At 45.0% G+C, this 12,259-nt stretch carries 12 protein-coding genes; all 12 read left to right on the forward strand.

All coding sequences use genetic code 11. From position 1 onward, the window contains the following. The first annotated feature begins 136 nt into the window (after positions 1-136). The 12 genes from CS921_RS13900 to purH all read left to right on the forward strand — a co-directional run bounded on the left by CS921_RS13900 (position 137) and on the right by purH (position 12,254). Entirely contained in the window at positions 137-661 is a 525-nt protein-coding gene (locus tag CS921_RS13900; RefSeq protein WP_099224924.1) for a DUF2179 domain-containing protein, read from the forward strand. A 170-nt stretch (positions 662-831) separates the two neighbouring features. Next, positions 832-1,320, forward strand: a complete 489-nt coding sequence (purE, locus tag CS921_RS13905) for a 5-(carboxyamino)imidazole ribonucleotide mutase (protein WP_099224926.1) — start codon at positions 832-834, stop codon at positions 1,318-1,320. After that, positions 1,313-2,437: a 5-(carboxyamino)imidazole ribonucleotide synthase gene (purK, locus tag CS921_RS13910; RefSeq protein WP_099224928.1), complete on the forward strand. Its 1,125-nt coding sequence runs from the start codon at positions 1,313-1,315 to the stop codon at positions 2,435-2,437. Before purE ends, purK begins: the two co-directional genes overlap by 8 nt. 18 nt (positions 2,438-2,455) lie before the next feature. After that, entirely contained in the window at positions 2,456-3,748 is a 1,293-nt protein-coding gene (gene purB, locus CS921_RS13915) for an adenylosuccinate lyase (protein ID WP_099224930.1), read from the forward strand. Positions 3,749-3,812: 64 nt separating this feature from the next. Further along, positions 3,813-4,523 (forward strand): phosphoribosylaminoimidazolesuccinocarboxamide synthase, encoded by a 711-nt coding sequence (gene purC, locus CS921_RS13920; protein ID WP_240422377.1) that lies wholly within the window; start codon positions 3,813-3,815, stop codon positions 4,521-4,523. Positions 4,524-4,526: 3 nt separating this feature from the next. After that, entirely contained in the window at positions 4,527-4,772 is a 246-nt protein-coding gene (gene purS / locus CS921_RS13925) for a phosphoribosylformylglycinamidine synthase subunit PurS (RefSeq protein WP_099224932.1), read from the forward strand. A gap of 2 nt (positions 4,773-4,774) precedes the next feature. Further along, a complete protein-coding gene (gene purQ / locus CS921_RS13930; protein ID WP_099224934.1) occupies positions 4,775-5,458 on the forward strand; it encodes a phosphoribosylformylglycinamidine synthase subunit PurQ in 684 nt (227 codons plus the stop codon). Then, positions 5,448-7,667, forward strand: coding sequence for a phosphoribosylformylglycinamidine synthase subunit PurL (gene purL, locus CS921_RS13935; RefSeq protein ID WP_099224936.1), 2,220 nt, complete (start codon positions 5,448-5,450; stop codon positions 7,665-7,667). The genes purQ and purL overlap by 11 nt, the downstream gene beginning before the upstream one ends. After that, entirely contained in the window at positions 7,652-9,082 is a 1,431-nt protein-coding gene (purF, locus tag CS921_RS13940; RefSeq protein WP_099224938.1) for an amidophosphoribosyltransferase, read from the forward strand. Before purL ends, purF begins: the two co-directional genes overlap by 16 nt. 24 nt (positions 9,083-9,106) lie before the next feature. Further along, positions 9,107-10,156, forward strand: coding sequence for a phosphoribosylformylglycinamidine cyclo-ligase (purM, locus tag CS921_RS13945; protein ID WP_099224940.1), 1,050 nt, complete (start codon positions 9,107-9,109; stop codon positions 10,154-10,156). Next, positions 10,156-10,725 carry a phosphoribosylglycinamide formyltransferase gene (gene purN, locus CS921_RS13950; RefSeq protein WP_099225058.1) on the forward strand — a complete coding sequence of 190 codons (570 nt, stop codon included), beginning with the start codon at positions 10,156-10,158 and terminating at the stop codon, positions 10,723-10,725. The genes purM and purN overlap by 1 nt, the downstream gene beginning before the upstream one ends. Further along, positions 10,725-12,254, forward strand: coding sequence for a bifunctional phosphoribosylaminoimidazolecarboxamide formyltransferase/IMP cyclohydrolase (gene purH / locus CS921_RS13955; protein WP_099224942.1), 1,530 nt, complete (start codon positions 10,725-10,727; stop codon positions 12,252-12,254). Before purN ends, purH begins: the two co-directional genes overlap by 1 nt. The last annotated feature ends 5 nt before the right edge of the window (positions 12,255-12,259 follow it).

Raw genomic sequence — 12,259 nt, forward strand, 5'->3', positions numbered from 1 at the left:
GCAATTTAAAGCATCTGTCTTTTAGACAGATGCTTTTTTTGTATAGAAAAAAGGTTTGATTAGAATGCCTGAATGGAATACTATAAATATGATGAAAATATAAACCTGTTCTACAAAAGAAATGAGGTATGTAAACATGCAAGGTGGTTTGACAATTGTATTAATAATCTTTGTTGTAAACATTCTTTATGTAGCAATTTCAACAATACGTTTGCTTTTGACAATGAAAGGATATCGCTATTTAGCAGCCTTTGTCAGTATATTTGAAATGATTATCTATGTAGTAGCTCTAAGTTTAGTTCTCGATAATCTAAACAATATCGCCAACGTTATTGCCTATGCAGTAGGATTTGGTGTGGGTTTGTTTATCGGCATGAAAATAGAAGAACGTTTAGCGCTCGGATATATTACAGTGAATGTCATTACGAAAGAATACAATTTAGATCTGCCTAACCAAATTCGTGATGCTGGATATGGTGTGACGAGTTGGTTAGCAAATGGGCGGGATGGAGAGCGGATGATGCTTGAAATATTGACGCCACGAAAGAATGAACGTAAGCTCTATAAAGAAATCACAGCCATTGATGAAAAAGCCTTTATTGTTTCATCAGAACCCAAACAAATTTATGGTGGCTTTTGGGTGAAACAAGTACGAAAATAAGCAAAAAAGCACCTTTCTAAAAAGAGAGGTGTTTTTATATTCGCTCAAAACACGAACGTTCGGATTTGGTATATAAAAAATGTTCGATTTTTGATTGACAATCATGACAAGTATTGTTAGAATGAAGGTGTTGAAACGAGAAAACGAATCATGAAGGAGTTGAACCGCGAATGTCTGCGGAAATTGGTGTCATTATGGGGAGTACTTCAGATTGGGAAACAATGAAAAAGGCTTGTGAAGTACTAGATGAGTTAGAGATTTCTTATGAGAAAAAAGTGGTTTCTGCTCATCGTACACCAGATTATATGTTTGAATATGCTGCATCCGCTCGAATGCGTGGAATCAAAGTGATTATCGCAGGGGCTGGCGGTGCTGCTCATTTGCCGGGAATGGTTGCTGCAAAGACAACGTTACCGGTTATTGGTGTACCGATAAAATCAAGAGCATTAAATGGCTTAGACTCCTTGCTGTCGATCGTGCAGATGCCAGGTGGGGTTCCAGTTGCCACTGTGGCGATTGGAGATAGTGGTGCTGTGAACGCTGGACTGCTGGCCGCACAGATCTTATCAATTTCTAATGAAGCTATTAGTAGCAGACTCACGAAAAGACGTGCTACACTAGAAGAAAATGTACTAGAAAGTAGTGATCGTCTTGAATAAATCGTATTTACTTCCTAATCGTGTAATTGGCATCATTGGAGGGGGACAGTTAGGGCGAATGATGGCGCTCGCGGCAAAAGCGATGGGCTATCGGGTTGTTGTACTTGATCCGACTGTTGACTCACCTTGTGGGCAGGTTGCAGATGAACAAATTATCGCAGAATATGATGACAGAGAAGCGTTGCAAAAATTGGCGCGGATTTCAGATGTTGTCACGTATGAGTTTGAAAATGTGGATTATGAGGCGCTTCAGTCAATTGAAAAACAGGTGGAAGTGCCCCAAGGATCGGAATTGCTTTCGATTACACAGGATCGAATTTTAGAAAAGGCTTATTTAGAGTCTTGTAATATTAACATAGCACCTTATGCAGTCGTGGTCGATCGGGAGGATATTGAAACGAAGATTAGCAGTCTTGGCTATCCGTCCGTTTTAAAAACTGCTCGTGGCGGTTACGATGGCAAAGGGCAGGTTGTTTTGGAAAGTGCGGCAGATATTGACAAGGCAGCAGAGCTTCTTAAATATGGTTCTTGTGTGCTAGAAGCCTGGATTCCGTTTGAAAAGGAAATTTCTGTGATTGTTGCAAGAAACCATGATGGACAAATTGAAACTTTCCCGGTAAGCGAAAATATTCATCGCAATAATATTTTGCACCAGTCAATCGTACCGGCGAGAATCAATCAAGAGGTGGAACAAGAAGCCACAGCAATCGCTGAAAAACTAGCTGAGTTTTTACATTTGCAAGGGGTGTTGGCTGTTGAGATGTTTGTAACGAAATCGGGCGCTGTTTATGTCAATGAACTTGCACCACGGCCACATAACTCTGGGCATTATTCCATTGAAGCTTGTAATATTTCACAATTCACTCAGCATATTCGAGCGATTGTTCAGTTGCCGCTGCAGAAGGTTGAACTTGTGAAGCCGGTTGTGATGGTCAATGTACTCGGGCAGCATGTGGAAGGCGTGACTGAACAGATGGGCGATTACTCGCGCTGGTTTGTTCATTTTTATGGAAAAAGTGAAGTGAAGAAAGATCGTAAAATGGGGCACGTGACCATTTTGACAAATAATATTGAAGATTTGCTGGTTGATTTGGAAGAAACAAAAATCTGGGCATAAATGGAGGCAGTTAGAGGCATGATTGAACGTTATACGCGAAAAGAAATGGGACAAATTTGGACGGAGGAAAATCGCTTTAAAGCTTGGCTTGAAGTGGAAATTTTAGCTTGCGAGGCTTGGGCAGAACTAGGTGAGATTCCAAAAGCAGATGTAGAAAAGATTCGTGAAAATGCGACCTTCAATGTGGACCGCATCAAGGAAATTGAGCAAGAGACACGACATGATGTTGTCGCTTTTACGCGTGCCGTTTCTGAATCGCTTGGAGATGAGAAAAAGTGGGTGCATTACGGACTGACTTCTACTGATGTGGTAGATACGGCCAATTCTTATTTGTTAAAGCAGGCGAATACACTGCTTCGTGAAGATTTGGAAAAATTTATTGCCATTTTAGCTGTGAAGGCAAAAGAGCATCAGCATACTGTTATGATGGGACGCACACATGGTGTTCATGCGGAGCCGACAACATTTGGTTTGAAACTTGCTTTGTGGCATGAAGAAATGAAACGTAATTTAGAGCGGTTCGATCATGCGGCAAAAGGTGTCGAATTTGGCAAGATCTCGGGCGCTGTAGGAACCTATGCCAATATTGATCCATTTGTGGAAGAGTACGTATGTGGGAAGCTGGGCACTACGCCTGCACCGATTTCTACGCAGACTTTGCAGCGTGACCGTCATGCGGAATATGTGGCAACACTTGCCTTGATTGCCACGTCTGTTGAAAAATTTGCTGTGGAAGTGCGCGCTCTTCAAAAGAGTGAGGTGCGAGAAGTGGAAGAATTCTTCGCTAAAGGGCAGAAGGGCTCGTCGGCAATGCCGCATAAACGTAATCCGATTGGTTCGGAAAATGTAACGGGGCTTGCACGGGTGATTCGTGGACACATGATGACGGCTTATGAAAATGTGCCACTTTGGCATGAACGTGATATTTCGCATAGCTCTGCGGAACGAATCATTTTACCGGATGCGACTATTTTGCTGGATTATATTTTGAACCGCTTTGGCAATATCGTGAAAAATTTGACCGTGTATCCTGAAAATATGAAACGTAATATGGAGCGGACTTTGGGGTTGATTTATTCGCAACGTGTGCTACTTTCGCTTATTGATAAAGGGATGGCACGTGAAGAGGCGTATGATACGGTGCAACCAAAAGCGATGGAAGCTTGGGAAACACAGACACCGTTTAGAAGACTCGTTGAAAGTGAACCGAAAATTACACAACTTCTTTCAAAAGAAGAACTGGATGATTGTTTTGATTACCATTATCATTTGAAAAATGTAGAGATGATTTTTGAACGTCTAGGTCTGTAAGATGCTGGGAGCAGGTTTTTAGGCCAGCTCCCATTAAATTTTGAGTAAAGGAGTTTTGGATATCGTGGCAGATGAATTAATCTATGAAGGAAAAGCAAAACAACTTTTCAAAACAGAACAAGCTGGGATTCTTCGCGTTGTGTATAAAGATGATGCAACGGCTTTAAATGGGGCGCGAAAAGAAGTTTTTACTGGAAAAGGTGTACTAAATAACCAGATCACAAGTCAAATCTTTACTTATTTGCAAGAGGCTGGTATTGACAGTCATTTTATCAAACAACTTTCTGAGCGTGAACAGCTTGTGAAAGAGGTGTCGATTATTCCACTTGAAGTGGTGGTGCGCAATGTGCTTGCTGGTAGTCTGGCAAAACGCTTGGGACGCGCTGAAGGGGAAATCATTGATGAACCAATTGTAGAATTTTATTATAAAGATGATGCGCTAGATGATCCATTTATTAATGATGATCATGTTCGTTTTTTAGCAATTGCATCTGAGGCTGAAATTGCTACGCTCAAGAAACAGGCGCGGGCAGTAAATCAAGTGCTGAAAAAGTTGTTTGAGAAAATGAATATCACACTGGTTGATTTTAAACTTGAATTTGGTCGCGACCAAGCAGGTGGCATTGTTTTGGCGGATGAGGTTTCGCCGGATACTTGCCGTTTGTGGGATAAAGAAACAGGCGATAAGCTGGATAAGGATGTCTTTCGTCGGAATATTGGCAATTTAGTATCAGTTTATGAAGAAGTTTTAAGACGACTTGAGGAGGTCAAATAAATCATGTACCAAGTAAAAGTTTATGTAACGCTCAAAAAAAGTGTATTAGATCCGCAGGGGGTGGCTGTAAAAGATGCGGCTCAAAGTCTAGGCTATAGTGAAATTCAGGATGTGCGGATCGGAAAATATATGGAATTACAGGTGGCGAAATCGGAACGGGATATTCATGAAGTGTTGAATGAGCTTTGCGATAAATTGCTGACAAATCCGGTTATGGAAGACTATCGTTACGAAATCGAGGAGGCTTGATCATGAAATTTGCAGTCATTCAATTTCCAGGATCGAATTGTGATCTGGATATGCTTCATGCTATTCAGGATGCACTTGGCGAGGAAGCGGCTTATGTATGGCATAGCGAAGAATCGCTTGAAGGCTTTGATGCGGTGCTTCTTCCGGGGGGCTTTTCTTACGGAGACTATTTACGAACTGGGGCGATTGCAAAGTTTGCGCGAATCATGCCGGAAGTTGTGCGGTTTGCAGAGGAAGGCAAGCCGGTTCTTGGCATTTGCAACGGCTTTCAAATTTTGACAGAAAGTGGTTTGCTGCCGGGTGCGTTGATTCGTAATAATAATCTGCATTTTGTTTGCAAAACGGCTCCTTTAAAGGTTGAAAATAATAAAACGATGTTTACACGGCTATATGACCAAGCGGAAGAAATTCAAATTCCGATTGCACATGGAGAAGGAAACTATTATTGTGACGAAACGACGCTTGCTCGTTTGAAGGAGCAGGAACAAATCGTCTTTACGTATCAGGATAATCCGAACGGCAGTGTGGCTGATATTGCTGGCATCGTGAATGAGCGCGGCAATGTTCTAGGTATGATGCCCCATCCGGAACGTGCGGTTGAAGCACTGGTTGGCGGAGAAGATGGATTAAAATTATTCCAGTCGATTTTAAAGACTTGGAAGGAGGTTGCTCAAGTTGCCAAATAATGAACCTACTGCAAAAGAAATCAGTGAACAAAAAATTTATGCGGAGATGGGGCTGATTGATGAAGAATATGACTTGATTTGTCAAATCCTTGGTAGACAGCCTAATTATACGGAAACGGGCTTGTTTTCTGTCATGTGGTCGGAGCATTGCAGTTATAAAAACTCGAAGCCGGTTTTGAAAAAATTCCCGACAGAGGGTCCGCAAGTGCTACAAGGGCCAGGCGAAGGGGCCGGTATTGTGGATATTGGCGACGGTTTGGGTGTTGCTTTTAAAGTGGAAAGTCATAATCATCCTTCCTTTGTTGAACCGTATCAAGGAGCGGCGACTGGGGTTGGCGGAATCATTCGTGACGTTTTCTCCATGGGGGCTCGTCCCATTGCCATGCTGAATTCTCTGCGTTTTGGTGAATTGGAAGATGCGAAAACGAAATATCTGGTGAGTGAAGTGGTTGCTGGGATTGCCGGATATGGAAACTCGATCGGGATTCCAACAGTCGGCGGGGAGATTCAATTTGAAAGCTGCTATGCAAAGAATCCGCTTGTCAATGCGATGTGTGTGGGATTGATCGAAGCGAAGGACATTCAAAAGGGGCAGGCTGTTGGTGTGGGCAATCCGGTGATGTATGTCGGTGCGAAAACAGGCCGAGATGGGATTCACGGCGCGACGTTTGCTTCTGTTGAATTCAGTGAAGAGGGCGAACAGCAGCGGTCCGCAGTACAGGTTGGCGATCCGTTTATGGAAAAACTGCTTTTAGAAGCTTGCCTGGAAGTCATTCAGGATCATGCGGACATTCTCGTCGGTATTCAGGACATGGGGGCTGCTGGGCTTGTTAGTTCGAGTTCGGAAATGGCTTCTAAAGCGGGCTCTGGCTTGGAGCTAGTGATGGACGATGTGCCGCAGCGGGAGACCAATATGTCGGCCTATGAGATGCTGCTTTCGGAGTCGCAGGAACGGATGCTTCTCTGTGTGAAAAAAGGGCATGAAGCGGAAATCAAAGCGTTGTTTGAACGTTATGGCTTAGAAGCTGTGACGATTGGTCATGTGACGGATGACAAGAACTATACGATTGTACATCATGGCGAAATTGTGGCGCAGGTTCCAGTCGATGCGCTTGCAGAAGAAGCACCTGTTTATCACAAACCGTCTAGTGAACCGGCTCGATTTAAGGCTTTTCAGGAAGAAGCACCTTTTGTGCCGGAAAATCTATCCATTGAAGAAACTTGGCGAGCGCTTTTGGCTCAGCCTACGATTGCTAGTAAGCGACATGTTTATGAACAATATGATTATCAAGTACGTACCAGTACGGCTGTAGCGCCGGGATCGGATGCCGCAGTTGTTCGAGTACGCGGAACGGATAAAGCTGTTGCAATGACGACAGATTGTAATTCACGTTATCTATATCTGGATCCTGAAATGGGTGGTGCGATTGCGGTGGCAGAAGCAGCTCGGAATATTGTGGCAAGTGGTGGCAAACCGCTTGCGATTACAGATGGGTTGAATTTTGGCAATCCGGAAAAGCCAGAGATCTTCTGGGAAATCGAAAAAGCAGCTGATGGCATTGCAGAAGCGTGCCGGAAATTAGATACGCCGGTTATTTCTGGAAATGTTTCTTTATATAATGAAACAGATGGAACGGGCATCTATCCGACACCGGTAATCGGAATGGTCGGCTTGATTGAAAATACGGCGGATATTACGACACAGGATTTCAAACAGGCGGGCGATCAAATTTATCTATTGGGTGAAACCAAAGCAGAATATAATGGCTCGGAGCTGCAGAAGCTGTTAGAAGGGCATATTTCCGGTAAAGCCCCGATGCTTGATCTGGAAAAAGAGCAGACGGTACAAAAAGAGCTGTTGTCGGCCATTCGGAAAGGTCTTGTAGCGAGCGCGCATGATTTGGCGGAAGGCGGTTTGGCGATTGCGCTAAGTGAGTCGCTGTTTAAGGAGCGTTTTGGCGCAGAAATCAAGGTGCCATTTGTACTTTCTGACCTATTTAGTGAGTCGCAGTCACGGTTTATTGTGTCCGTGAAAAAAGAACAGGCTGCACAGTTTGAACAGGTGATGGCAGAAACTCCGCTCACACGATTAGGGGAAGTTACGACAAGTGGTGTATTGGCTGTGGAGGGTACGGATGCGGCTGTTACACTCGACGTGGATCAATTAGCTGAAATTTGGGAAGGAGCTATACCATGCTTGCTGAAATAAAAGGCTTGAATGAAGAATGCGGTATTTTCGGTGTGTGGAATCATCCCCAAGCGGCGGAAATTACTTATTACGGCTTGCATAGTTTGCAGCACCGTGGGCAAGAGGGTGCTGGGATTGTTTCGACAGATGGCGTTACGCTGAAAGGACACCGGAATTTGGGGCTTTTGGCGGATGTTTTCAAGCACGGTGAACTGGAAAATTTGGATGGGATCGGTGCGATTGGACATGTTCGCTATGCGACTGCTGGTGGCAAAAGTTTGAGCAATGTTCAGCCGTTTTTGTTTCATTTTCAAGAATCTTCTTTTGCGCTGGCCCATAATGGGAACTTGATCAATGCTAAATCGTTGCGGCGTGATTTGGAAGCACAGGGGGCAATTTTTCAAACGTCCTCCGATACGGAAGTGCTCGCTCATTTGATCAAACGGGCGCGAAAAGGCAACTTTCTGGATGATTTAAAGGCTGCTCTTCGGCGTGTGAAAGGCGGGTTTGCCTATATGCTGCTGACTGAAAATGCGATGATTGCGGCGCTTGATCCGAATGGCTTTAGACCGCTTGCGATTGGACGTATTGGCGACAGCTATGTGATTGCTTCTGAAACGTGTGCTTTTGAAACGGTGGGAGCAGAGTTTGTTCGTGATGTTGAGCCGGGAGAATTAATTGTGATTGATCATGATGGCCTTCATATCGATTCATTTACAAAAGATATCAAGCATTCGATTTGCAGTATGGAATATATTTATTTTGCAAGGCCAGATTCAAATATTGCCGGAATCAATGTGCATTCAGCGCGTAAAAGAAGCGGAAAACAGTTGGCGCGTGAGGCTTTTGTCGAAGCGGATATTGTGACGGGTGTACCAGATTCGAGTATTTCGGCGGCCATTGGCTATGCAGAAGAAAGCGGCATTCCATATGAGCTGGGTCTGATTAAAAATCGCTATGTAGCGCGAACCTTTATCCAGCCGTCCCAAGCTTTACGGGAGCAGGGGGTCCGAATGAAACTATCGGCAGTTAGCGGGGTCGTGCAAGGTAAGCGGGTGGTCATGATTGACGATTCGATTGTGCGCGGTACGACTAGCAAACGGATCGTTCAACTGTTACGGGATGCCGGTGCTAGTGAAGTCCACGTGCGGATTGCTTCTCCTCCGCTTGCATTTCCTTGTTTTTATGGGATTGATATCCAAACGCGCAATGAGCTGATTGCGGCCAATTATTCCAAAGAAGAGATTCGCGGGATTATTGGCGCGGATTCGCTGGAATATCTAAGTGTGGACGGTTTGGTGGACGCGGTTGGTCGTCCTTATCCGGAAGAGCCATATGGGGGGCTTTGCATGGCCTATTTCAATGGCGATTATCCGACAGAACTGTATGATTATGAAGCGGAGTATTTGGCTAGTTTAGAAGTGCAAAATAAATAATGACCAGGAAAGAGAGGATTCATTGTGACTGAAAATGCGTATAGTAAGGCTGGTGTCGACGTCGAGGCGGGTTATGAAGTCGTAGAGCGAATTCGTAAACATGTGGAACGCACAAAACAAAAAGGTGTCATGGGGGCGCTTGGTTCCTTCGGCGGAATGTTCGATTTGAGTCTTTTGAATCTAAAAGAGCCTGTACTTGTTTCCGGAACAGATGGTGTGGGAACAAAACTGATGCTTGCACAGATGATGGATAAGCATGATACGATTGGAATTGACTGTGTGGCGATGTGTGTCAATGATATTTTGGCACAGGGCGCAAAACCGCTCTTTTTCCTTGATTATATCGGAACGGGAAAAACGGATCCGGTGAAAATGGAGCAGATTGTGAAAGGTGTGGCAGAAGGCTGTATGCAAGCTGAATGTGCCCTAATTGGCGGCGAGACAGCAGAAATGCCGGACATGTACAGTGAAGAGGAATATGATCTGGCTGGTTTTACAGTTGGTGCGGCAGAAAAAAGTCAACTGATTCAAGCGGATGGTGTGAAAGATGGCGATATTCTGATTGGTCTTCCTTCTAGCGGCATTCACAGCAATGGCTTTTCGCTCGTACGGAAAATTTATTTGAAAGACGGGCAGTTTGATCTGTCGAAAACATTACCGGAATTTGATCGGCCGCTTGGAGAGGTCCTGCTTGAACCAACGCGGATTTATGTGAAAGCCGTGCTGGCAGTCCTTGAAAAAGCACAGATCAACGGCATCTCTCATATTACGGGGGGCGGCTTTATTGAAAACCTGCCGCGGATGTTTGCGGAAGATTTGGCAGCTGAAATTGAGCTTGGCAGCTGGCCAGTGTTACCGGTATTTGAAAGTATGCAAAAGCATGGGCATTTAGACGAAAAAGAGATGTACAATATTTTCAACATGGGGATCGGCTTGGTCCTTTCTGTTGCGCCAGATCAAGTGGCACTTGTGGAAGAGGCGCTTGCTGAAATAGGGGAAACGTTCTACAAAATTGGTCAAATCAAGCGGCGTGTGGAAGATGCGGTCGTTTTTGTAGGAGGAAAAGAGGCATGATTAATCTAGCCGTGTTTGCTTCAGGGACTGGCAGTAATTTTCAAGCACTTGTGGATGATCCGGCTATATTTCCGGCGATTAAGTTGCTGGTATGTGATAAAAAAACGGCTCCGGTGATTCGGCGTGCGGAACAGGCAGGTATTCCTGTATTTGTTTTTACGGCGAAGGATTATGTCGATAAAGCAAGTTTTGAGCAGGAAATTTTGGATGAGTTGGCACGTTATTCTGTTGATTTATGCGTTTTAGCCGGGTATATGCGGCTGATTGGGCCGACACTCCTTGGCACTTTTCAAAACCGAATTGTCAATTTGCATCCGTCGCTCCTTCCTGCATTTCCGGGGAAAGATGCGATCGGGCAGGCTTATCAGGCGCGGGTGGAAGAGACGGGTGTGACGGCGCATTTTGTTGATAGCGGAATGGATACGGGGCCTGTCATTGCACAGGAAAAAGTGGTGATAGCTCAAGAGGATACCATTGAAACGTTGACCGAAAAAATCCATCAAGTGGAGCACCGTTTTTATCCAGCGGTTGTCAAACAGTTGATGGCAAGTGGAAAGGAAGTTGAATGATGAAACGAGCACTTATCAGTGTATCAGATAAAACGGGTGTGGTAGCATTCGGCAAGCGATTAGTCGAGCTTGATTTTGAAATTATTTCAACGGGCGGCACGAAGCTGGCTCTTGAAGAAGCGGGCGTTCCAGTCATTGGGATTGAAGAGGTGACAAATTTTCCAGAAATGCTGGACGGGCGTGTCAAAACGCTTCATCCGAATGTGCACGGCGGGCTACTTGCCAATCGAAGCATTCCCGCTCATATGGAAGCACTTGAAACGCATGCGATCACACCGATCGACTTAGTTTGTGTCAATCTGTATCCTTTCCAAGCAACGATTGAAAAGCCGGATGTGACACTAGCCGAAGCGATTGAAAATATCGATATTGGCGGTCCTTCCATGCTGCGTTCTGCGGCTAAGAACTATGCGGCAGTGACCGTTTTAGTAGATGCAGCGGATTATGATGGGGTGCTTGGCGAGTTGGCTGAACACGGCGCGACGACTTTTGAAACTAGACAAAGACTGGCGGCTAAGGTGTTCCGTCATACGGCTCAATATGATGCGCTGATTGGGCAATATTTAACGGAAGTAACGGGTGAAAAATTCCCAGAGAAGCTGACTTTGACTTATAATTTGGAAGACCGTTTGCGTTACGGGGAAAACCCGCATCAGGATGCCGCTTTCTATAAGGAGCCGCTTGGACAGGAGGGAGTTATCAGCTCTGCCAAACAGCTTCATGGGAAAGCGCTCAGCTATAATAATCTCCGGGATGCGGATGCTGCTGTTAAAATCGCCGCAGAATTCAGCGAACCGGTTGCTGTGGCTGTGAAACACATGAATCCATGTGGCGTGGGATGTGGCGCGACGCTTGAAGAGGCTTATTTGAAGGCTTATGAAGCAGATGAAACGTCTATTTTCGGCGGAATCATTGCGCTTAATCGTGAAGTGGATGCAGAAACAGCAACACATATGAGTCGAATCTTTTTGGAAATTATCATTGCGCCAAGTTTTTCAGATGAAGCGTTTGAAATTTTGAGCCGCAAGAAAAATATCCGCTTGTTGACACTGGCGTTTAAAACGGTTGCACCGGGTCTTGATAAAATTTCGATTGGCGGCGGGCTTTTGCTGCAGGATCAGGACGCGCTGACAGAAGATGTGGAAAGTTATGAAGTTGTGACAGAAAAAGCACCAACAGAGGCAGAACTTCAGGCGCTTCTCACACAGTGGAAAATTGTGAAGCATGTGAAATCCAATGCGATTGTTGTGGGGACTGCCTCGCAAACATTAGGTGTTGGAGCTGGTCAAATGAACCGAATCGGTGCAGCGGAAATTGCTTTGAAACAAGCGGGCGAAAAAGCGAAAGGGGCCGTGCTTGCCTCAGATGCTTTCTTCCCGATGGACGATACGGTCGAAGCGGCTGGTAAAGCGGGAATTACAGCGATCATTCAGCCGGGCGGATCGATTAAGGATCAGGATTCCATTGCCATGGCTAACCAATATGGCATTGCGATGGTCGTCACGCATGTACGTCATTTTAAACACTAAGGAAG

This window comes from Listeria costaricensis (assembly GCF_900183385.1).
GTDB classification, from domain to species: domain Bacteria; phylum Bacillota; class Bacilli; order Lactobacillales; family Listeriaceae; genus Listeria; species Listeria costaricensis.

What these genes read in the sequence shown, in the direction of transcription:
- CS921_RS13900 (WP_099224924.1), top strand. Translation starts at nt 137, where the DNA reads ATGCAAGGTGGTTTGACAATTGTATTAATAATCTTTGTTGTAAACATT.
- purE (WP_099224926.1), top strand. Translation starts at nt 832, where the DNA reads ATGTCTGCGGAAATTGGTGTCATTATGGGGAGTACTTCAGATTGGGAA.
- purB (WP_099224930.1), top strand. Translation starts at nt 2,456, where the DNA reads ATGATTGAACGTTATACGCGAAAAGAAATGGGACAAATTTGGACGGAG.
- purS (WP_099224932.1), top strand. Translation starts at nt 4,527, where the DNA reads ATGTACCAAGTAAAAGTTTATGTAACGCTCAAAAAAAGTGTATTAGAT.
- purQ (WP_099224934.1), top strand. Translation starts at nt 4,775, where the DNA reads ATGAAATTTGCAGTCATTCAATTTCCAGGATCGAATTGTGATCTGGAT.
- purF (WP_099224938.1), top strand. Translation starts at nt 7,652, where the DNA reads ATGCTTGCTGAAATAAAAGGCTTGAATGAAGAATGCGGTATTTTCGGT.
- purH (WP_099224942.1), top strand. Translation starts at nt 10,725, where the DNA reads ATGAAACGAGCACTTATCAGTGTATCAGATAAAACGGGTGTGGTAGCA.